At 72.2% G+C, this 21,417-nt stretch carries 16 protein-coding genes; 6 read left to right on the forward strand and 10 right to left on the reverse strand.

Annotation, left to right across the window (positions count from 1 at the left end; genetic code table 11):
* Nucleotides 1-51 precede the first annotated feature (51 nt).
* From ABZU75_RS36730 to ABZU75_RS36760, 7 genes are all read right to left on the reverse strand, one after another.
* The gene (locus ABZU75_RS36730) at nucleotides 52-1,650 is read right to left on the reverse strand and encodes an AMP-binding protein (RefSeq protein WP_355564793.1); all 1,599 of its coding nucleotides are present in this window, start codon (nucleotides 1,648-1,650) and stop codon (nucleotides 52-54) included.
* Nucleotides 1,651-1,691: 41 nt separating this feature from the next.
* A complete protein-coding gene (locus ABZU75_RS36735; protein WP_355564796.1) occupies nucleotides 1,692-3,137 on the reverse strand; it encodes a carboxylesterase family protein in 1,446 nt (481 codons plus the stop codon).
* Nucleotides 3,134-4,444: a M28 family peptidase gene (locus tag ABZU75_RS36740; protein WP_355564799.1), complete on the reverse strand. Its 1,311-nt coding sequence runs from the start codon at nucleotides 4,442-4,444 to the stop codon at nucleotides 3,134-3,136. Before ABZU75_RS36740 ends, ABZU75_RS36735 begins: the two co-directional genes overlap by 4 nt.
* Nucleotides 4,441-5,238, reverse strand: coding sequence for a carbohydrate ABC transporter permease (locus ABZU75_RS36745; RefSeq protein WP_355564802.1), 798 nt, complete (start codon nucleotides 5,236-5,238; stop codon nucleotides 4,441-4,443). Before ABZU75_RS36745 ends, ABZU75_RS36740 begins: the two co-directional genes overlap by 4 nt.
* A complete protein-coding gene (locus ABZU75_RS36750) occupies nucleotides 5,235-6,170 on the reverse strand; it encodes a sugar ABC transporter permease (RefSeq protein ID WP_355564805.1) in 936 nt (311 codons plus the stop codon). The genes ABZU75_RS36745 and ABZU75_RS36750 overlap by 4 nt, the downstream gene beginning before the upstream one ends.
* Before the next feature lie 225 nt (nucleotides 6,171-6,395).
* The gene (locus ABZU75_RS36755; protein WP_355564808.1) at nucleotides 6,396-7,694 is read right to left on the reverse strand and encodes an extracellular solute-binding protein; all 1,299 of its coding nucleotides are present in this window, start codon (nucleotides 7,692-7,694) and stop codon (nucleotides 6,396-6,398) included.
* Between the two features lie 135 nt (nucleotides 7,695-7,829).
* Nucleotides 7,830-8,705 carry an alpha/beta hydrolase gene (locus tag ABZU75_RS36760; RefSeq protein ID WP_355564838.1) on the reverse strand — a complete coding sequence of 292 codons (876 nt, stop codon included), beginning with the start codon at nucleotides 8,703-8,705 and terminating at the stop codon, nucleotides 7,830-7,832.
* A 66-nt stretch (nucleotides 8,706-8,771) separates the two neighbouring features.
* On the opposite strand from ABZU75_RS36760, the gene ABZU75_RS36765 reads away from it, so the two are divergent.
* Nucleotides 8,772-9,452 carry a TetR/AcrR family transcriptional regulator gene (locus ABZU75_RS36765; RefSeq protein ID WP_355564811.1) on the forward strand — a complete coding sequence of 227 codons (681 nt, stop codon included), beginning with the start codon at nucleotides 8,772-8,774 and terminating at the stop codon, nucleotides 9,450-9,452.
* Between the two features lie 43 nt (nucleotides 9,453-9,495).
* Here ABZU75_RS36765 and ABZU75_RS36770 read toward each other — a convergent pair whose 3' ends face one another.
* The 3 genes from ABZU75_RS36770 to ABZU75_RS36780 form a co-directional block, all read right to left on the reverse strand.
* A complete protein-coding gene (locus ABZU75_RS36770) occupies nucleotides 9,496-11,499 on the reverse strand; it encodes a hypothetical protein (protein WP_355564814.1) in 2,004 nt (667 codons plus the stop codon).
* The gene (locus tag ABZU75_RS36775) at nucleotides 11,496-13,085 is read right to left on the reverse strand and encodes a hypothetical protein (protein WP_355564817.1); all 1,590 of its coding nucleotides are present in this window, start codon (nucleotides 13,083-13,085) and stop codon (nucleotides 11,496-11,498) included. Before ABZU75_RS36775 ends, ABZU75_RS36770 begins: the two co-directional genes overlap by 4 nt.
* Before the next feature lie 126 nt (nucleotides 13,086-13,211).
* Nucleotides 13,212-14,252, reverse strand: a complete 1,041-nt coding sequence (locus ABZU75_RS36780) for a LacI family DNA-binding transcriptional regulator (protein ID WP_355564820.1) — start codon at nucleotides 14,250-14,252, stop codon at nucleotides 13,212-13,214.
* A 352-nt stretch (nucleotides 14,253-14,604) separates the two neighbouring features.
* Here ABZU75_RS36780 and ABZU75_RS36785 point away from each other — a divergent pair, with 352 nt between their 5' ends.
* The 5 genes from ABZU75_RS36785 to ABZU75_RS36805 are packed head-to-tail and all read left to right on the forward strand — an operon-like array spanning nucleotide 14,605 to nucleotide 21,359.
* Nucleotides 14,605-15,903, forward strand: a complete 1,299-nt coding sequence (locus ABZU75_RS36785) for an ABC transporter substrate-binding protein (protein WP_355564823.1) — start codon at nucleotides 14,605-14,607, stop codon at nucleotides 15,901-15,903.
* Nucleotides 15,897-16,841 (forward strand): sugar ABC transporter permease, encoded by a 945-nt coding sequence (locus tag ABZU75_RS36790; RefSeq protein WP_355564826.1) that lies wholly within the window; start codon nucleotides 15,897-15,899, stop codon nucleotides 16,839-16,841. Before ABZU75_RS36785 ends, ABZU75_RS36790 begins: the two co-directional genes overlap by 7 nt.
* Nucleotides 16,838-17,653 (forward strand): carbohydrate ABC transporter permease, encoded by an 816-nt coding sequence (locus ABZU75_RS36795; protein WP_355564829.1) that lies wholly within the window; start codon nucleotides 16,838-16,840, stop codon nucleotides 17,651-17,653. Before ABZU75_RS36790 ends, ABZU75_RS36795 begins: the two co-directional genes overlap by 4 nt.
* Entirely contained in the window at nucleotides 17,650-18,648 is a 999-nt protein-coding gene (locus ABZU75_RS36800; RefSeq protein ID WP_355564832.1) for a serine hydrolase domain-containing protein, read from the forward strand. Before ABZU75_RS36795 ends, ABZU75_RS36800 begins: the two co-directional genes overlap by 4 nt.
* The gene (locus tag ABZU75_RS36805; RefSeq protein ID WP_355564835.1) at nucleotides 18,645-21,359 is read left to right on the forward strand and encodes a family 78 glycoside hydrolase catalytic domain; all 2,715 of its coding nucleotides are present in this window, start codon (nucleotides 18,645-18,647) and stop codon (nucleotides 21,357-21,359) included. Before ABZU75_RS36800 ends, ABZU75_RS36805 begins: the two co-directional genes overlap by 4 nt.
* Nucleotides 21,360-21,417 lie beyond the last annotated feature (58 nt).

Genomic DNA, 21,417 nt, shown 5'->3' on the forward strand with positions numbered 1-21,417 from the left:
CTCCGGTGAAGTGCCGGCCGCTGTCCGGCTCGGCGGGAGCGAGGACGGGGATCAGAGGTCGAGCAGCCGCATCGCCTGCTCGCGCATCTCGATCTTGCGAATCTTGCCCGTCACCGTCATGGGGAACCCGTCGACCAGGTGGACGTAGCGGGGGATCTTGTAGTGGGCCAGCCGCCCGGCGCAGAAGTCCTTGACCGCCTCGGCCGTCAGCGGGACGGCCCCCGACCGCATGACGATCCAGGCCATCAGCTCCTCGCCGTACTTCGGGTCGGGCACACCGATCACCTGGACGTCGTCGATGTCCGGGTGGCCGTGCAGGAACTCCTCCAGCTCGCGGGGGTAGACGTTCTCACCGCCCCTGATCACCATGTCCTTGATGCGTCCGACGACGTTGACGTAGCCGTCGTCGTCCATGGTGGCCAGGTCGCCGGTGTGCATCCAGCGGGCGGCGTCGATCGCCTCGGCGGTCCTGGCGGGCTCGTCCCAGTAGCCGAGCATCACCGAGTAGCCGCGGGTGCACAGCTCGCCGGGCTCACCGCGCGGGACGGTCAGGCCGCTCTCCGGGTGCACGATCTTGACCTCGATGTGCGGCATCGCCCGGCCGACCGTCTCGGTACGGCGGGCCAGGTCGTCGTCGACCCTCGTCATCGTGGACACCGGCGAGGTCTCCGTCATCCCGTAGCAGATCGCCACCTCGCGCATGTTCATCTCGGTGACCACCCGCTTCATGATCTCCACCGGGCAGGGCGAGCCCGCCATGATCCCGGTGCGCAGGCTCGACAGGTCGTACCCGGTGCGGCCGAGCTCACCGAGCTCGGCGATGAACATGGTCGGCACCCCGTACAGGGAGGTGCAGCGTTCCCGCTCCACGGCCCGCAGGGTGGCGGCGGGGTCGAAGCCCGGCGCGGGGATGACGACGCAGGCCCCGTGGGAGGTCGCCCCGAGGTTGCCCATGACCATCCCGAAGCAGTGGTAGAAGGGCACCGGCAGGCAGACCCTGTCGGTCTCGTCGTAGCCGACCAGCTCGCCGACGAAGTAGCCGTTGTTGAGGATGTTGTGGTGCGACAGGGTCGCACCCTTGGGGAAGCCGGTGGTGCCCGAGGTGTACTGGATGTTGATCGGGTCGTCGAAGGTCAGCGAGGCCATGCGCTCGCGCAGCCGCTCGGGGCCGACGCCCGCAGCCCCGGCCAGCAGGCGGTGCCAGCTCTCCTCGCCGATGTAGGCGACGTCGGCGAAGCCTATCCCGGCGACCATCGCGCGGTAGTCGCTCGTCCTGTGGCTCACCGCGCTGATCAGCAGCCGCATTCCGGACTGGCGGACGACGTAGTCGAGTTCGTGACCGCGGTAGGCGGGGTTGACGTTGACCAGAATCGCGCCGACCTTCGCGGTGGCGTACTGGACGATCACCCATTCGGCGCAGTTGGGCGACCAGATCCCGACCCGGTCCCCCTTGGCGATGCCCCAGACGATCAGGGCCCGGGCCAGCCGGTCGACGTCGGCGTTCAGCTCGGCGTAGGTCCAGCGGCGCTCGCCCGGCAGATCGACCAGGGCCTCCCGGTCGCCGAAGCGGGCCACGATCCGCTCGAAGTTCTCGCCGATGGTCTCACCGAGGAGGGGGGCGCCCGAGACGGCGCACGAGTAGGACAGCATGTGGAAAACCTCCGGTCGCTGAGTAACAAGGTGCACGCCGCTCACGGCTCCCGCAAGAGGTGCCGCTGCGGCCGCAGGGGATCGTCGGCGACTTCCGACTCGGTATCGAAGATCATTACTTGCCTGCGGGCGCGGTCGTAGCCGGGCCATCCCGGGTCGCCGTCGCGGGCGAACCGCACCCAGGCTCCGTGCATCGCCTCGGCGAGCGCCCTCGGGGGCCGCTGCCCCGCCGTACGCTCGACGCCCGGCGCGTCCAGCACGTCGAAGGCGAAGGGCAGGTCGATGTTGTGCGCGGCGCCGACCTTCCCGCCTCCGATGGGAGAGGGCACCGGCGACTCCCAGCGGAACTCGTAGGCGTGGGTCGGGGCGGAGGCGGTGGCCGCGCGGGCCTCCTCGATCCAGATCGTCTCCCTGCGGAACAGATGGTCGCCGGCCGCCCTGCCGACGAGTTCCTCGGGCGGCAACCCGGGATGCGCGTCCCGGTAGCCGGGCGGCAGGCCCATCTGCGCCAGCACGGCCGCGGCCGTCGCCTCGTCGATCCCCCGCGCCATCGCGCGCACGAAGACACCGGCCTCGTCACAGGTGCAGCCGACCAGGAGCGGGATGTGTCCGCCCACCCCCGCGCGCAGCGCGTCCAGCGGCACGGAGGGCACCAGGTCGCCGTCCACGACGGGCTGGATCGGCACCGCCCCGCTCAACGCGCCGGACTCCCCGCCCGACAGCGGCGGCGGCTGCTCGGCCACCAGCGCGGCGGGTGGGATGGTCAGGAAGTCCTCCCTGGCCGGCCGGACGCCGAGACGGGCGGCGAGCTCACCGGCGTACCCGCGGGCCCCCTGTTCCGATACGGCCAGGCTCGCCGACCCGCTCATCACGATCGCCCGGCGGAACAGGCCCGCCGCGCGGGGCATCGTCAGGAGGGTGACGCACGCCGCGCCGCCCGCGGACTGCCCCGCGATCGTCACGTTGCCCGGATCACCGCCGAACGCCGCGACGGCGGAGCGCACCCACTCCAGCGCGGCGAGCCAGTCGAGCACGCCCCGGTTGAGCGGCGCCCCGTCCAGCGCGAGGAACCCCTCGAAGCCCAGCCGGTAGTTGGCGGAGACGCACACCACGCCGTCGCGGGCGAAGCGGTGTCCGCGGTGCCAGGCGGCCCCGTTGCCGCCGATGGCGAAGGCCCCGCCGTGAAACCAGACCAGCACCGGCAGGCCGGCGGCACCGGGGTCGGGGGTGTGGACGTCGAGGTTGAGGCAGTCCTCTCCGGAGGCGAACACCTCGGGGGCGTACAGCCCGATGTCGTCGGTGACGCGCTGCGGCGCCGCCGCGCCCGGCAGGAGCGCCGGGCGGATCCCGTCCCAGGCGGGCGGCGGGACGGGCGCGCCGAAGCGGTGCTCACCGAAGGGCGGGGCGGCGTACGGAATGCCGAGGAAGGAGGCCACCGTCCCGTCGAAGCGGCCCCTGACGAGGCCGGAGGGGGTTCGCACGATCATCTGGGGCTCCATCCCTCGGTGCCCTCGACGATGCGGATCGCCGCGCGGGTCAGCGGCACCAGGCTCGCCTCGTCGACCTTGTCGAGGGTGTCGGCGGAATCGAACAGGTACATGGGGGCCGTGAGGAAGTGCACCAGCGGCACCCCCTCCGGGTGGAAGAACGCGCCGTCGGTCGGCGGCATCGGCGAGAACACGTCGGGCGGCAGCACGAACGACCTGCGCAGGTCCTCGGCGACCAGCGCCCGCTCGACGAGCCGCTCCAGCTCGGGGCGCCGGGTGGTGAACCACCAGCGCGGTTCGGGGGCACCGGTGGGCACCAGCGTCCCGCCCTCCGCGCGGCACTCGCGGGCCGCGTGCTCCAGGTGGACCTGGAGCACGACCCGGTCCAGCAGGGCCCGGTTCTCCTCGATGAATGCCCGGGTGCCCGCCGCGTGAGCCATGTGCCCGGCGGTCAGCAGGAAGAGCAGGTTGTGCGGCCTGTCCTCCTCCGGCACCCGCGACCAGTGCCTGGCGGCGGCCAGCACCAGCGCGACACCGGAGGCGTCCTCCACCGCGGAGGCCCAGGGGGCGTCGTGGTGCGAGGCGACGATCACCCAGCCGTCGCCCCGCCCGGGCAGGGTGGCGATCACGTTGTGCGAGATCGCGGTCGAGGTCTCCGACTCCACGGACAGCGTGCCGGCGCAGGGCCCCTCGTCCATCAGCGCCAGCACCCGCCGCGAGTCGGCCGCCGACAACCAGACCGCGGGTACGGACCGGTGCACCGCGTCGTAGGGCACGTAGTAGTCGCGCGTCTCCCACGGCAGGCCGGTCAGCGCCCCGACGTACCCGGCCGCCCCCGAGGTGACCGCCCCGTCGAGATCCTCCAGGTAGCCGGGCGCGAACGGCAGCGTCTGCACCAGGCCGTCGAAGTCGCCGTCGGGGTCGTGCACGGCGGTGGCGATCTCCCGTACGAGGGCCTGGGGCAGCTCGGCGAAGGTGTGCTCGCGCACCGCGATGCGACCGGGGACCGCCGACCGGGTGAGCGGCGCGGTCACCGTCGCCTTCGGGGTGGTGTACGGCAGGGCGAAGGCCGCCACCTCGACGGCGCGGGACGGGTCGGCGTCCAGGTGGGCGCGGAGCGTGGCGGTGACAGGGTGCCAGGTGGGCACCTCGACCGGTGCGAGGCGCACGTCGAGCCCGAAGCCCGCCAGCAGCCCGGCCGCCCACCTCTCCGTCCACGCGTCGGCGGGGTATCCGGGGCGCCGGATCCCCCTGGCCGTGATCGTCTCGATCCACGCCATGATCTCGGCGGTGTCCGGGACCGTCATTTGACCCCTCCGAAGGTGAGCCCCGCCACGTAGTAGCGCTGCAGCCCGGCCAGCAGCAGGAACGGCGGCACGGCGGTGACCAGGGCGGCGGCGGTCATGAGGTGGTAGTTGAAACCGTGCTCGCTCTGGAAGTTGGCCAGTCCCACGGGCAGCGACCACAGTGCGGGGTCGTTGGCGACGATGAGCGGCCAGAGCAGGTTGTCCCACTGGGCGAGGAAGTGGATGAGGAAGAGCGTCACCAGCGCCGGCCGCAACAGCGGAAGCGCCACCCGGAGGAAGATGCGCAGCTCCCCCGCCCCGTCGACGCGCGCCGCGAAGATCAGCTCTTTGGGGATGCCGAGGGCGAACTGGCGGACCAGGAAGACGCCGAAGGCACTGATCATGCCGGGGACGATCACCCCCTGGAAGGTGTTCACCCAGCCCAGCTCCTTGACGATCAGGAACACCGGAATGATCATGACCATCGGGGCGAGCGCGAGCGTGCCGACCACGAGCGCGAACAGCACGCGCCTGCCGGGGAAGGACAGCTGGGCCAGGGCGTAGCCGGCCGCCGAGGAGAAGAGCACGTCCAGCGCCCCACTGCCGACGCAGTAGATCACGCTGTTGCGGAAGTAGACGGGGAAGCCCTCGCCCGCGAACAGCTCGGCGAGGTTCTGCGGCAGGTGGAAACCGTTGAAGACCAGCCCGCCGAGGTCGGTGTCGTCGGGAGCGGAGGCGACCACGAGCATCACGTAGATCGGCAGCAGCATCGCGCCCACGGCGCTCAGCAGCCAGACGGTCCGGAGCACCCTCATTCGTCCCCACCCCGCAGGAAGCCGAACTGGACGATCGAGACGACCAGCATCGCGACCAGCAGCATCATGGCCAGCGCGGAGGCGTAGCCCATGTGCTCGTAGGGGAAGGCGTTGGCCCAGATGTAGTAGGGCAGCACCTGGGTGGCGTCGGCCGGGCCGCCGCCGGTGAGCAGGAAGGCGGGCACGAAGGCCTGCATCGATCCGGCGACGGAGATGACCAGCACGAACAGCAGGGTCCTGCGGAGCAGCGGGACGGTGATCCTGCGGAACGTGGTGACGGGCCCGGCACCGTCGATCGCCGCGGCCTCGTAGACCTCCCGGGGCAGCGCCTGCAACCCGGCCGTCAGGATGATGACGAACAGCCCCAGGCTCTTCCAGACGACCATGACGACCAGCGCCCAGATCGCCAGGTCCGAGTCGGTCAGCCATGACTGCGGCTCGATGCCGACGGCGCCGAGCAGCGTGTTCGCCAGACCCCGGTCGGAGTAGATGATGACCCACACCATCGACGTCGCGGCCAGCGGCATCACCGCGGGCACCATGACCAGCGAGCGGAGCACGCGGTTGAGGCGGCCGGGCCCGCTGAGCGGCACCGCGACGAGCAGCGCCAGCAGGATGGTCGGCAGGACCGTGAAGACCGTGTAGACGACGGTGATCCACGCCGAGTTCCAGACCCCAGGATCCTGGAGCATCCGCGCGTAGTTGTCCAGCCCGATCCACTGCGGGGCGCCGGCCATCTCGTAGTCGGTGAAGCTGAGGTACACGGCACCGCAGAACGGCACGAGCCAGAAGACGACGAAGAAGACGGCCACCGGGATCGTCAGCACGATCCCGGCCCCCGCCTCCCGGCGCGACCTGCCGCGCCCGCCTCTCCCCGGCCCCGGCGAGGCCGCGGACACGGGTGCCTCGACGCCCTTCGTGGTCAGGATCATCGGGCCTCCCGGCGCGACCTACCGCGCCCGCTCCCCGGCCTCGGCGGGGGTGCGGGTACGGGCGCCTCGACGGCCTCGGTGGTCAGGGTCATCGGGTGCCCGCCACGTCACCGCGTGCCCCGGGCGGGCGGCCCGGTTCCGTTCGCGGACGGCTCGGGTCCCGGTACGGGCGGCCCGGACGGCCGGGCGGGCGGCCCGCGCGCCCGGTGTCCACGGTCACCGCGTTCACAGCGCGAGCCGTATGGTGGCGTCGAAGTCCTTGGCCGCCCGGGCGGGCGTGGAGCGGCCGTGGGCCACGGCGTCGCAGGCGCTGGAGGCGGCCTTGGCGAGTTCCAGCGCGGCGGGGATGGCCGGCCCGAAGTCGGCGTCGGGTATGCCGGAGGCCGCGATCCCCATCAGTTCGGAGGTGCCGCGCGGCCCGGCGTCCCGCCAGCCGGTGGCCGGGATGACGATCCCGTTCTCCAGGTTGGCCGTGACCGACTCCCGCCCCTGGAGGTAGTTGATCAAGTGCCAGGCGGTGAAGCCGTTCTTCGACGCGGCGGCGACGCCCCAGCCCCACGTGTAGGCGGGCACGACGGCCCTGCCGCCCTCCCAGCGGGGCATGGGCGCCACGCCGTAGTCCTTGCCCGGCTTGAGGGTGTCCTCGCCGAGCCGCTCCAGCGCGGGACCGAGGAAGGCCCCGCTGACGACCATGGCGGCCTCACCCGAGTAGAACAGCCCGAGCGCGCCGAGCGGGTTGGAGAGCCTGGGGTTGCCGATCCCGGCGAAGTACTCCAGGGCCCGGATGCCGTGCTCGGTGTCGAGGGAGGCGCGGGTGCCGTCGGCGCTGACCAGCTCGCCACCGCCGCCCTTGATGAGCGCGGTCAGCGTCATCAGCGCCCACTGCGGGTCGCCGTAGAGCCACTGCAGGCCCACCCGCCTGCCGTCGGCCGAGGTGAGTCTCTTGCTGTGGTCGGCGACCTCCTCCCAGGTCGCGGGAGGTTTGTCCGGGTCGAGACCGGCCTCCTCGAAGCGGTCCCTGCGGTAGTACAGCATGGCGGGGTTGAGGTCGATCGGCACGCCGTACGCCTGGCCGCGGTAGCTCAGCGGGGCGACCGTCCCCGGCTCGTACCGTCCCAGGACGGTCGCCACGTCCGGCGCGCCGAACGCCCGGGGGTCGATGGGCGCCAGCCGCTCCTTTCCGGCGTGGGAGGGGAAGCTCCAGTGCCCGATCTTGAAGACGTCGGGTGGGGTGCCGCCGCCGAAGGCGGTCAGCAGCTTGGCGTCCAGCTGGGCGACGGGCAGGTACAGGAGCTTGACGTCCACGCCGAACTCGTCGATGTAGCGGTGCACCAGCTTCTCGAACTGCGGGCCCGTCTCCTGCGAGCCGTGCAGCCAGACGTTGACCTCGCCGTGCGGCCTGCCGTCCTGGGCCTGCCGATCGGGCCGCTCGGGCCGGTCTGCGCCGCAGGCCGCCAGCACGCTGGGCGCGGCCAGGGAGAGCGCGCCGGCCGCGAGCAGCCGGCGCCGTGTCAGATCCGCCATCGCGGTTCTCCTGGGGGGTGATCCCGTACGGTGGGCACCGCGCGGGATGAGGTGGTCAAGGGAGGTTCTCGGCGGCCCGGGGCCGCAGGGAGGTGCCTGGCGCCCTCCTGCCGACGGGCCGCGTCGGCGTGTTGGTCACGGGAGGTTCTTGGCGGCCTGGTTCTGCCAGGCGGTGTTGGCGGTGAACTCGGGGGCACTCCCGGCGAAGGCGCCTCGGGCGTAGGCGTCGTCCTGGAGGCGGTACATCAGCCAGGCCGTCAGGTAGCCGAGGAAGCCGCCGCCGGTGCCCTGGATGTCGTTGTGACCCGCGCCCTTCAGCAGTGCCATGGCCGCCGCCCCGGGCACCTGGTCGTAGTAGCCCCGCAGCGCCGAGGCCGGTGAGATCAGCCAGTCGTTGCCCCCGCTCATGAACAGGACGGGGCAGGCCAGCTGGGAGACCTGGAACCGGTCGCCGGCCCCCACCCAGAGCTGCGCGGGCAGTGCGATCGGCACGGCCGTGGTGACGAGCCCCGCGGAGAGGTTGGCCGCGTTGACCGTGCCGCCCGCGCCCTGGGAGTGCCCGGCGGCGCCGACCCTGGTCACGTCGAGCCTCTGATGGAACGGGCTCGCGGGGTCGGCGTTCCTCGCCACCAGGTATTGCGCGGCGGCGAGGATCTCGGTGCCCGTCCCGGTGGTCGTGTCGGTGGAGGCGATCACGGCGAAGCCCCAGGAGGCGAGCTGGTCGAGCACGCCGGGGTAGAGGGCGGGGGTGGCGTGGGAGCCGTTCCCCCAGGTGACGATCGGGTGCCGGAAGCCACCGGCACCGAGGTCCGCCGGGTGGTGCAGCCGGTAGGTTCCCGAGGCGTCGCCCGCGTCGGAGGCGGTGACCGCCCAGGGGCCCCGGACCGCGTAGTGCGACTCGATCGTGCCGGCCGCCACCGCCTGGGTGGTCCGCGACACGAGGCCCGCCGACAGCAGCCCGACCGCCGCCACGCGCAGGACCCGCCGCCGGGACATGCCCTTGTCTTCCATGGTCACCTCACCGATTCTTTGGAGACGTGAACGTCTCCTAACAGAGGGAAGTACGATCTGTGATTGATGTCAAGACAGGATCGGAAGAAAATTCCGGAGGGTGAGCCCCTCCCCCGCGGCCGTCACGGGCTGCCCCCAGAAGTGGTCCGCACCTCGCAGCGCGACCGCCTGATCCAGGCGATGCTGCTGCTGGTCGCGGCCCGGGGGTACGCCGCCACGACCGTGCCCGATGTGATCGCCGCCGCGCGGGTCTCGCGCAACGCCTTCTACGCCAACTTCCACGACAAGGAGGCCTGCTTCCTCGCCCTGTGCGAACGGGACCTGCCCGGTGTGGTCGAGACGATCCTGTCCGCGGCCGAGGGCACCGGCCACGACTGGGTCGCCGCCGTCCGCCAGGGCCTGCACGCCTACCTGCGGTGGTGGCAGGACCGTCCCGAGTACGCCCGCGCCTACTTCGTCGAACTCCCCGCGGCGGGCCGGCGGGCGATGGACCAGCGCGACCGCGCCTACCTGCCCTTCCTGGAGATGCTGCGCGCCCTCGCCGCGCGGGCCAGGGCGGAGACCCCCTCCCGGGGACCGGTCAGGGAGAGCGTGCCCGCCCTGATCGTCTTCGGCGTCACCGAGTTCATCGCCGCCGAGGTGCGCGCGGGGAACGCGGAGCGGCTGTCCACGCTGGAGGAGGACGTGCTGCACTACACGGTCACGCTGCTCGCCGACCGCGCGACGGCCGACAGGGCACTCGGCTGACCCGCGGCACCCGCGCCGCGAGGGCACGGGTGCCGCGTCCGGGTCAGGGCATCGCCCGCACCCCCTCCACCTGGACGTTCCAGCCCGCGGGGAAGCCTGGCGCGCACCTGTCGGGCCCGCCGTCCCAGCCCGCCGCCATCAGCGCGACGGCCGCCAGCAGGCCGCCGTTGCCCGGCAGGTAGAGCGGCAGGATCCCGGGCCACTGCCGGTTGTGACCCGAGACCAGATGCGCGTTCTTGGGCGCGTCCATCAACAACGCGTCAACCGCCTTGCCCGGCTCGCCCAGCCTGGCCGCGCACATGGCGAGCATCGGGTAGTCCCAGCCCCAGGTGCTCGGCAGGTCCCAGGTCTCCAGCACGTCGTCGAGGGTGGCCCGCATGGTCTCCGGATCGATCAGCGGCGTCGCCGGAACGAGGCCCAGGGCCCCGGTCATCGAGGGGTGGTCCGTCCTGAGCGTGTACGGCTCCACCGCGATGGCCGCGTAGACGCCGTCCCTGACGCACGGCGCGGCCAGCCCGTCCCGCACCCTCTCCCACTCCGGGTCCCGGGCGAGGCCGAGACGCTCACGCCACCGCTGCGCGGTCTCCAGCCCCCACCACCAGTAGGCCAGCTCGAACGTGGGATTCCTGACCGTCGTCCTGATCTCCGCGTACGACTCCTGCGCCGGGATCAGCGGCGGCCCGAGTACGTGGCGGCCGTCCTCCTCAACGGGAAAGGACGCCATGAACTCCGCGGTCTCGAAGACCAGGTCCCGGTAGTCGTGCAGTGCCTCCGGCCGGACCCGGTAGAGGAGTTCGGCGAAGTAGATCGGGTGCGGCTGCTGCCAGATCAGGAACGGCCCGATCGTGCTGGGGCTCTCCCTGCCCTCGGGGCCGACCTGCTTGGGCCAGCGGGCCCCGCGACACCCCTGCCCGGCGGCCGTGGCCCGCGCCATGGGAAGGATGCTCCGGTACCACGGCAGGCTGCGCTCCAGCAGTTCCGGCCTTCCCCACAGCGGGAAGTGCGCCGCGTGCCACCAGTGCATCTCCAGGTGGAACTTGCCGCTCCAGGAGTTGCAGACCAGGCCGGTCTCCTGCGGCGGCAGCGAGCCCGCGCAGTTGACCGCGGTCAGGTACTGCGAGAGGACCACGCGCCGTTCCAGCTCGGGCGCGCGCGGATCCGAGCTGCCCTCGAAGCTCACCGCGCCGCCGTCGGTCCAGAAACGGGCCCAGTGCCGGGCGGCGGCCGCGCGGACCTCCGCGAATCCGGGAAGGCCGGGCTCCGCGGGGTCGAGCCCGAAGGCCACCACGAACTCGGTGGCGCCCTCCAGCCGGTAGCGGTGCTCGGCGATGGGCGTGAGCCGGGCCGGCCCCTGCCAGGCGAGGGCGACGTGGTGGCGGTCGCCGTCCAGCACCCGGGTGAAGTCGCAGCGTGCGGCGCCGACGACGTGGCCGGTGACATGCCGCTCCGGACCGTCCCAGTCGGCGGCCACGTTCCAGGCCGCACAGGCGTACGGGAAGGCGATCGTCACCGCCGCCCCGCCGGTGACGCGCACCGCCAGCAGGTCGCGTCCGGGGTGGCAGACCGTCTCCACCTCGTACGGCACGCCGTCGAGCGTGAACGAGCTGCGCAGCAGCCCGCTCCACAGGTCGAGCCGCTGGTGGACGCCGGTGAGGTCGGTGATCTCCGCGTGCTCGCCGAGGTCGAGCCCGATCCTGCCCAGGTCGATCCGCTGGGGATTGCCGTGCAGCCACGTACCGGCCTCGAACTCCGGCGCCACCGGACCGCCGAAGGTCATCCGGTGCCGGTCGGGATAGCGGGCCCGGCCGTAGCCGGTCATCGCGTCCTCCAGGGTGAAGCCCCGGGGGTTGGGCATCGTGTGCCAGCCCCACTGCGACTGGGTGCCCAGCGGCATGCTCGCGGCGTGGAAGGCGGGGAAGGTCTGCAACCCGGTGACATCGGCGGTGAAGGCGAACTCGCCGTTGCCGACGGTCAGCGGGGACTCCGCGTCCGGCTCGGTCAGCACCACGGCGTGCCGCCGTACCAGGGCCTCGCGGTCGATGCTCACGAGCACCCCGGCGTACCCGAGGCACGCTGGGCGCGCATGAACGTGACGTCGCCCGCGACGTCCGCCTGTGGCATGGTGCCGAGGTCGAGCACGACGTCGGTGAAGGCCAGCGACGCCCGGCGCATCACCGCCACATCGATCGCCTCGGCCCCGAAACGCGGTGAGAAGAGCGTCTTGGGGGCCGCGATCGGCGCGATGGTCGGCAGCAGGTGCCGGTTGTACGGCGTGCCCTCGCCCCCGAAGCCGCAATGGTGCGGCACGGTGCCCAGGTCGGCCGCCGACAGCCCCTTCAGCACGGCCGTGCGCCGCACGTCCCAGTGCTGGACATGGCCCTTGACCAGCTCGCGCAGGGGCGTGCTCTCACTGACCGGGACCCAGAGCAGCTCGGTGAGCGAGGGATCGGCCACGAGCTCCAGTCCGGGCAGTCCTCCGGCGCGGGTGACCGCGTCGTAGCGCCGGGCGCCCAGGTGCTCCAGGACGACGACCGAGGAGACCTTGCCCTGGTCGTACTCGGCGTCCAGCATGGCCGCCAGCTGCCCCGCGCCTCCCTCACGGACGCCGGGTCCGGTGAGGTGCTGGTAGAGGTGGCCGGTGACGAGGGCGAACTGGACCGTACGCGGGCGGCAGCTCACCGGCAGCGACGCCAGGTAGCGGGCCATCTCCACCATCGTGAGCGGGCCGTTGTCCCACACCGGGCTCATGCCGTCCGTGTGGCTCTCCACGACGATCTTCTGTTCGCTCACCCCGGGCAGGGTGGCGAGGACGGTGCGGGTCGTCTTCGGCGTCCACGCCGCGTCGACGGTCAGCACGGCCTCGACCGGCTGCCCGGCGGCGAGCGCCTGCTTGATCCGCTCGCCCTGGTCGACGCCGAGATAGGCGCCGGGAACCTGGTACGGCAGACCCTCGTAGGGCGCGTACATCCCCTCGATCTGGTCGTGCGGCAGGCGGCTCACCTCCAGCACCCCCACCGCGCCCGCCGCGGCGGCGGCTTTGAGGTCGGTGTCGGCCCCGGCGGGGGCCTCCATCGAGTCGGAGCCGAGCAGGTTGATCGTGAGGCCGGGGTCGTACATGTGGTAGCCGAGCAGGGGCGGGTAGAAGAGCAGGTTGGGCACCGTCGACCAGGGCAGATCCCTGACGACGATCTTCCCTGCGGCGTTCGCCGCGGTGATGGCGGTGCCCGCGGGCAGGTAGGTGAGCGGGGCGGTCACCCCGCCCGGCCCGGTGGAGGAGGAGAAGGGCACGGGCGCGGCGACCGCCACGTCCTGGCCGCCGACGGTCAGCCCTGTGGCGAGGCCGTCCCAGCGGTCGATCTCGTAGGGCAGCGAGGAGAGCTGGACGCCGGGGACCGCGCCGATCTCGTCCTCCAGCCAGTCGATGTAGTCGTCGTGGGCGGCCGAGCCGGTCGGCCGGGGGCCGAAGTCCTCCTGCCGTTCGGCGAGTTCGAGCAGGCGGGCCTCGCTCGCGAAGCTCGCCGGGTCGATGCGCACCGGGCAGGTCGTCGCCTGGGCGGCGAGCGCGGCTCCCGGCAGGGAGACGGGGAAGGTGAGGGCGAGCAGCATCGGTCCGATGAGGATGAGACGTTTCATGGGGGGTTCCTTCGCGTCGGAACACGGTGACATGGCGGTCCCTCGCGGGGACCGCTCAACGGGATGCTCGTGCCGGGGCGGGGTGCTTCAGGAGATCCCGGTCAGCGGCGGGTCGACGCCGTCCGGTCACTCCCGTCCGGCCGGTGGGCCGGTGGTGCCGCGGACGACGAGGGTGGGTGAGACGGAGGACAGGACGGACCGCCCGCGGCCCTCGATGCGCTCGACGAGCAGGCGCGCCGCGGTGGCCCCGATGACGTGTCCGTCCTGGTCGACGCTGGTCAGGGAGATGGGCTTGAGGGAGGCGATGCCGATGTTGTCGTATCCGGCGACCGACAGGTCACCGGGGACCGACAAGTCGGCCTCGTAGGCCGCGCGCAGCACCCCGAGGGCCGCGACGTCCGCGCCGGCGAAGATCGCGGTGGGCCTGGCCGGCCGGGCGAGCAGCTGCCGCGCCCCCTCGTAGCCGCCCTCCTCGGTGAAGGAGGTGGCCACCACGTCGATCCCCTCCGCCAGGCCCCTGGCGCGCATGGCCTGGCGGTAGCCCTCGGCGCGGACGGCCTGCGGGGAGTCGGCGCCGGAGGCGCGGCCCCGGTCGAGATGGGTGATGTGGGCGATCCGCCGATGGCCGAGATCGGCCAGGTGGTCGACCACCAGGCGGGCGCCGACGACGTCGTCGTCGACCACGGAGTCGTACTCGGCGGCACTTCCGTGACGGCCGATCACCACGATCGGCGTCGTGGTGGCGATGGCGGCGAGTTCCGCACTCGACATGACCGGAGATATCAGGATGATTCCATCCATGCTCCGGTCGATCATCGCGTCGGTCATCCTCGCCTGACTTCTGGGCTCGTCCCCGCCGGGGCCGAGCAGCACCTGGTACTCGGTGCCGACCAGCCGGCCGGTGACACCCTCGATGATGTCGGGGAAGAACGGGTTCCTGGTGTCGGACAGCATCACACCGAGGGTGTAGGTACGGCCTCGCATGGCCCTGGCCGCGGCGTGCGGCCGGTAGCCGAGCTCGTCCATGGCCTCACGGACCTTGGCCCGCATGCCGGGACTGACCCCGTAGGCCCCGCGCAGCACCTTGGACACGGCGGCCGTGGAGACGCCGGCCCGGCCTGCCACGTCGGCGATGGTCACCCGGCGCGGTGCTGATCCTGTGGTCACGCGAGTCCTTCGGTAGGCGAAAGTGGGAACGGCCCCGCGGCGAGCCTCGGGGGGAAGCAGGGGCAAATCGCCGGGCGAGCGCGGCGCCCGAGTGTAGAACGAAATACATTCTGGCAATGCAGAGGCGACGGTACCCGGTCGAAGCCATCCCCGCCAGACCCGAGTTTTACCGCTTCTTAACGAGTTGGTCACCTCGAACGTGGCCCTTGACGCCGCAAACGCCCCTGGTCTAACAATGGAGAACGTTCTACGAAACATGACGGAAACCCGCATGTCTTGTGGCCCGGAGGCGTGCAGGCGTCCGCCCGGAGGCCGGCTATCACCAACCCCGTGACGAACAGGAATAACGAGCATGAGGGTATCGAAACGACTGCTGGGAGCTGCGGCCTGCGCCGCCCTCACCCTCACCGCGGCGGGCTGTGGCGGCGCCGCCGAACCAGGCGGAACCGACGGCGGGAAGGTCACGCTGACGCTCTGGCACAACACCGCCGACCCCGCCCCGCTGGTGGAGATGTACAAGCGGTTCGAGCGGGAGTCGGGCCACACGATCGAGCTGGTCCCGATCCCCTCCGACGGGTTCGAGGACAGCACCCAGACCAAGTGGGCCACCGGCGAGCGGCCGGACATCCTCGAATACCACGCCACGGTGAGCAACCTGCTCGCCCTGAACCCGTCGGAGAACCTCAGGGACCTGTCCGGCGAGGCGTACGTCGCCAGGTCCGGCGACCTCTACAGCAGCGCGGGCGCCACGGGGGGAAAGGTCTACGCGGCCATCACCGGCTTCCCCCAGGTCTTCGGCCTCTACTACAACAAGAAGGTCCTCGCCGACGCGGGCGTCAAGCCCCCGGGAACGTTCGACGAGCTCTCGGCGGCCTGCCGCGCGCTCTCCGCCAAGGGTGTGACGCCCGTGTTCGAGTCGGGCGGATCCATCTGGCCGGTGCAGATCCTGCCGCTGCTGTACGTCAGCGCCAGCAACGAGGCCAACGCCTACGGCAAGGCCATCGCGGGCCACACCGCCTCGCTGGCCGACCCCGGCTCGCCGTTCGTGGCCGGGCTGAGCTCCTACCGGAAACTGCAGGACGACGGCTGCTTCAACAAGGACATCACCACCGCCACGTTCGAGAACTCGATGAAGGCCCTGGTGACCGGCAAGGCCGCCATGGTCGCCCAGCACTCCGACATGCTGCCGGCCATGCTCGCCGCCGCCGGCGGCGACCAGCAGAAGGTGGACGACACCGTCGGGTTCACCGGGCTGTCGAGCACCAAGGCCGTGGTGACGTACGCGCCGGGGCCGATCGGCACCTTCTACCTGCCCAAGACGGGCGACGCCGAACGGGAGCAGGCCGCGCTGGACTTCGTCCGGTTCATGACCGGCCCCGCCTACGCCGACTACGTGAAGTCCGCGAAGACCTTCCCCGTGCTCCAGGGGGTGGACGGTCCGCAGGACGTCTCCCCCGTGCTCCAGGACGTCAAGAAGGCGTACGACAACGGCGCCGTCGTCGCCTTCAACTCCGACATCCCCGGCATGGCCGGGCTGGCGCCGCTGATGTCGGAGCTGATCGCCGGGCAGAAGGACCCACAGAAGGCCGCCACCCAGCTGCAGGGCCAGGTCGAGCAGGCGGCGAAGGCCGCCGGGCTGCCCGGATGGTGACCTCGGTACCCCCGCGCGAGCGTCCCCCGGGCACCGAGACCACACCCCCCGCCCCGCACCCCGCCGGCGGGGGCGGCGGCGAGACCGGGGACCCCGGGCGGCGGGGCTGGCTGCCCTGGGCGCTGCCCGCCGTGCTGCTGGTGGCGCTCTTCTTCGCGCTGCCGTTCGCGCTCAACGCCCGCTTCGCCTTCTCCGCCTGGACGGGGTTCCGCTCGGAGATCACCTGGAGCGGCCTGGACAACTTCCGCACGCTCGTCGAGCAGGATCTCCTGACGAACGCCGTCACGGTGACCGTGCTCTACGCGATCCTGTGCATGGCCATCCAGAACACCGTCAGCCTGAGCCTCGCGCTCGCCCTGCAGCGGACGGACCGGGTCAACACCGTGTTCAGGTCGGTGTTCTTCCTGCCGACTCTCGTCTCGCCGCTGGCCGCCGGTTACATCTGGCGGGGCATCCTCGATCCGGCGGGCCCGGTCAACTCCTTCCTCGGCATCGACTGGGCCTGGCTGGGCGAGCCCGCGACCGCGTTGCTCACGGTCGCGTTCGTGGACGCCTGGAAGTGGAGCGGGCTGATCACCCTCGTCTACATCGCGGGCCTCAACTCGGTGCCCAGGGAGCTCATCGAGTCGGCCACGGTCGACGGCGCGGGCCCCTGGACCCGCTTCGCCCGGGTGAGGTTCCCGCTGCTGGCTCCCGCGATCACCTTCAACGTCGCGGTCACCCTGGTCGGCGCGCTCAGCGCCTACGACGTGATCGCCGCCACCACCGGCGGCGGCCCCGGCGACCACACCAGAGCACTGAACATCGTCATGCGCCAGCAGTGGGGGCAGGGGTTCTTCGGCTCCGCCAGCGCGCTCAGCCTCACGGTGACGCTGCTCGTGATCGCGACGGCGGTACCCCTGGTCTGGTGGCTGCGCCGCAGGGAGGTCACCGGATGAGAGTCGTCAAGTACACGCTGCTGTCGCTGTTCGCGATCCCCTGGGTGGTCGTGCCGTTCTGGCTGGTCGTGGTGAACTCCTTCAAGCCCGCGGGCGAGGCGGCCGAACTCGGCCTCGGCCTGCCCCGGCAGTGGGCGATCGTCGAGAACTACACGACCGTCGTCGACACCGGCGACTACCTGGGCGGGCTCGCCAACAGCCTCATGATCGCGGTACCCGTCGTGCTGGCCGTGCTGCTGCTCGGCGCGGCGGCGGCGTGGGCCTACGGCCGAGGCGACTCGCGGTGGCTGCGCGCGACCTACTTCGTACTCAGCCTGTCGATCCTCATCCCCCCGTCGATCATCCCGACCGTCCACGTGCTGCGCGGGCTCGGCCTGGACGGCACGCCGTTCGGCTACGCGCTGGTCCTGATCGGCACCCGGCTGGGCATCGTGGTCTTTCTGGCCACCGGGTTCGTCAGGGCCTTCCCGCCCGACCTGGAGGACGCCGCCGCCATCGACGGGGCGTCCCGGCCGCAGATCTTCGCGCGCATCCTGCTGCCGCTGCTGCGCCCGGTGCTCTTCGTCGGGAGCGTCATCCTGGTCATCAACGTCTGGAACGACTTCTTCTTCGGGCTGTTCCTCCTCAAGGGGCAGGACAACGCGACCCTGCCCCTCACCCTCTTCCAGTTCGCCTCCGGCACGCTGCAGACCCTGCAGTGGAACCTCGTCTTCGCCCACGTCCTGCTGACCACGCTGCCGCTGGTGGCGGTGTACGTGTTCGCGCAGAAGCATGTCCTCGCCGGGCTCACAGAAGGAGCACTCAAAGGATGACCGACCAACCGTTCGCGCTCGCCGTCGAGTGGGTGAGGCGCATGGTCCGCGAGGGGAAGCTCCCGTGCGCGGTGCTCGGGGCGGCCACCTCGCAGGGCACGGTGCTGCTGGAGTCCTTCGGAGAGCACGACGGGCGCGCGACCCGCGCCGACGACCACTTCGCGCTGTTCTCGGTGACCAAGCCGCTGGTCGGCCTGCTGGCCATGCGCCAGGTGGAGCGGGGCCTGCTCTCGCTGCGCCGCCCGCTCCGTGACGCGGTGCCCGGCTTCGGCGGGCTGCGCTCCGACGAGGTCACGCTCTGGCACCTGCTGACCCACACCAGCGGCATCGCCGAGCAGACGCTCACCCCGGACGACCTGGTGGAGCACCTGATCGCCGCCCCCGCGCTGTTCGAGGCGGGCACGCTCAGCCAGTACTGCAACATCGGCTTCGCCGGCATCTCCGAGATGATCAGGGATGTCACCGGCAGGGATCTGGCCGACGTGATCGACACCGACCTGAACGCGCTGGTGCCCGGCGGCGGGCGGATCACCTTCGACCCGGCCTGCGACCCGGCCGAGGTCAAGGCCGTCGAGCTGCTCGGAATCGACTACGACAGGTTCGTCCGGCTCCGGCATCCGGCCGGGGGCCTGTTCTCCCGTGCCGAGGACCTGCTCGCGCTGGGCAGCGCCCTGCTCCGCGGCGACCGGGCGCCGGTCCACCCGATCACGCTGGCCGCCATGACGGAACCCCAGACCACGGGCCTGGTCAAGCTGCAGCCCGACCCGGTCAACGCCGGCCAGGACTGGGGGCTGACCTGGAACCTGCGCCACTCCGCGCCCGGCCTGCTGGAGCGGCGGCTCTACGGGCACGGCGGCGCCTCCGGATGCCAGTGGTGGATGTATCCCGACCACGACGCCTGCTTCGTACTGCTGATCAACGTGATGGCACCCAGCCTGCACGGGGTCGACATCGACGGACTGCACAACGCCTTCACGACGGGTCTCGGCGCATGATCCACGTCCCGGGAACCCCCGGCATGGCACGGGCCGTCTCGGGCGGCCAGGTGCCGGTCGGCTCCTCCCCGCCCGCCGAGGCGGTCGCCTGCCACACCTGCGGGCTCACCGACCCGGTCGGCGTCGACGACCCCTCCCCGCGCCTGTCCTGGGCGGCCAGGCTGCTCCATCCCGAGCGGCTGACGGTGTCCACCGGCGGGCGCGAGGTGTGGGCGCGGGACCTCCCGCCGGGTACGAGCTGGGCCGATGTCCCGGAAGAGGCGCTGGAGCCGCTCACCCCGTACACCTGGTCGGTCGCCGGGCACCTCGGCGGCACCTTCGTGACCGGCCTGCGCGCGGGCGGCGCCTGGGACGCCCCCTGGGTCGAGGACGGCGGGAACGAGAGCGGCGAGGGCGCCGTCCGCCTCGGCGGGACGTTCTGCTGGGAGCCTCGGCCGGGACGGGTCTGGCTGGCGACCACCGCGCTGGGCGTCTACCGGGCGCTGCTGAACGGTGAACGGCTCGGCGACGAGGAACTCGCCCCCGGCTGGACCGACTACGGCCGCCGGGTCCGCTACCGGCTGGCCGACGTCACCGCGCTGCTCCGTACCGGGGAGAACCTGCTGGAGATCTGGCTCGCCCCCGGCTGGTACGCCGGTCACGTCGCGGCGGGCGGGCCGCGCCGATACGGCGACCACCCCGCCGCCAGCGCGCGGCTGTTCCTGCGCGACCCGGAGGGCGTTCATCCGCTCGCGGCCACCGGCCCCGGCTGGACGGCCGGAGACCTGGGCATGCCCCGCGCCGACCTGGTGATGGGCGAGACCGTCCACCTCGTCTCCTCCCCCGATCTCGAACCCTCGCCCCGCACCGGCGAAACCCCACCCGGCCGGGGCGGAACCGCGCGGCTCGCGGGTTCCGGCCGGGAGCGGGCCGTGGCCGTGGCGCAGCCGCCGCCCGGTCTGCTGGTGGAGGCCGATCCCGCTCCCCCGGTGCGGGAGATCGGCACCCTGGCCGCGGCGTCGGTCACCGAGCCCGTCCCCGGCGTTCACCTGCTCGACTTCGGCCGCAACGTCGTGGGGCGGCTCCGGCTGCGGATCGACACGCCGTACCCGGTCCATCTGGTGGTCCGCCACGGCGAGGAGCTCACCGCGACCGGCCGTCTCTACGACGCCAACCTGCGCACGGCCGAGCAGCGCGACGAGTTCCTCCTCCCCGCCGGATGCCACGTCGCGGAGCCCGCGTTCACCTTCCACGGGTTCCGCTACGCCGAGGTCACCGGATGGCCGGGCGGCATGTCCGCGGGTGACGCCGAGGCGGTGCTCCTGTCCTCGGCGCTGCCCGTCACCGGCACCCTGACCGCCTCCGACCCCGCCGTCAGGCAGCTGGTCTCCAACATCGTCGCCTCCGCCGAGGGCAACCTGCTCAGCGTGCCCATGGACTGCCCGCAGCGTGACGAACGGGCCGGCTGGACCGCCGACATCTCGGTGTTCGCCTCGACGCTGAGCTTCCTCCGGCACACCCAGGCATTCCTCTCCGGCTGGGTGACGACGCTGATCGACGGCCAGCGGCGGGACGGGGCCGTCCCGCACGTGGCCCCGGTACTGCCCGAGTACGGGTTCGACTCGCCGGTCTGGTCCGACGCGATCGTGGAGGTGCCCTGGCTGCTGTGGCGGCGCTACGGCGACGACCGGACCCTGCGCCGGGCGTACGGGCCGATGCGGCGCTGGGCCGACTACTGCCTGGCGCAGTGTGACGACGGGGTCCGCCCCGGCCGGGCGCTGGGCGACTGGCTGGCCCCCGGAACCGTGGAGACGCCCAAGAGCCTGATCGCCACCGCCGCCCTCGCGCGGAGCCTGCGCCTGATCGCCGACGTCGCCGGCGTGCTCGGCGAGCCGCACGCCAGGGAGTACGGCGAGGCCTCGACCATGGTCTCGGGCGCCTTCCAGCGGGCCTTCCTCACCGAACACCGGCTGCGCACCGAGACCCAGACCGGGTACGCCCTCGCCCTGGCCTGGGACCTCGTCCCGCCCAAGAACCGTGCCCGGACCGCGGCGGCGCTAGCGGAGCTGGTCAGGGCGGACGGCCACCGGCTCATGACCGGTTTCGTCGGCACGCCGCTGCTGCTGCCGACGCTCTCGGAGACCGGCCACCACGACGTCGCCTGCCGGGTCTTCAACCAGGAGGGGCACCCCTCCTGGCGCTACCAGCTGCGGGCGGGCGCGACCAGCATGTGGGAGCGGTGGGACGCCTGGCACCACCGGCGGGGCATGCACACCCCGACGATGAACTCCTTCAACCACTACGCCTACGGCTGCGTCGGCGACTGGCTCTTCCGCCACGTCGCCGGTGTCGGCGACGACCCCCGCGGGGTGAACGGCGGGTTCACCGAGCCGCTGCTGCGGCCGGGCCCCGTCCCGCTGCTGCGGCAGGCGCACGCCAGGTACGACAGCCCCGCGGGCACCGTCGAGTCGGGATGGCGCGCCGGGCCCGACGGTCTGCAGTTCGTCTTCCGCGTCCCACCCGGCGTGACCGCCCGCGCGGTGCTCCCCGTCCACGGCACCTGGGACGGTATGACCGTCAACGGCACCTTCCTGATGGGGCTGGCCGAGCGGCTCCCCACCAGGCGGCTGGCCGACGGCTCGTGCTCGCTGGACCTGCCGTCGGGCCGCTGGTCGATCACGGCTCCGGCCGCCGCCGCCGACCCGCTGCTCTCCGCCTGGGACGAGTTGTGACCGCCTCCCCTTCCGCACGGTGAGAGCGCCCCGGCCGCCGCCGTGACGGCGGCCGGGC

The sequence above is a fragment of the Streptosporangium sp. NPDC005286 genome (assembly GCF_040607515.1).
GTDB lineage: Bacteria > Actinomycetota > Actinomycetes > Streptosporangiales > Streptosporangiaceae > Streptosporangium.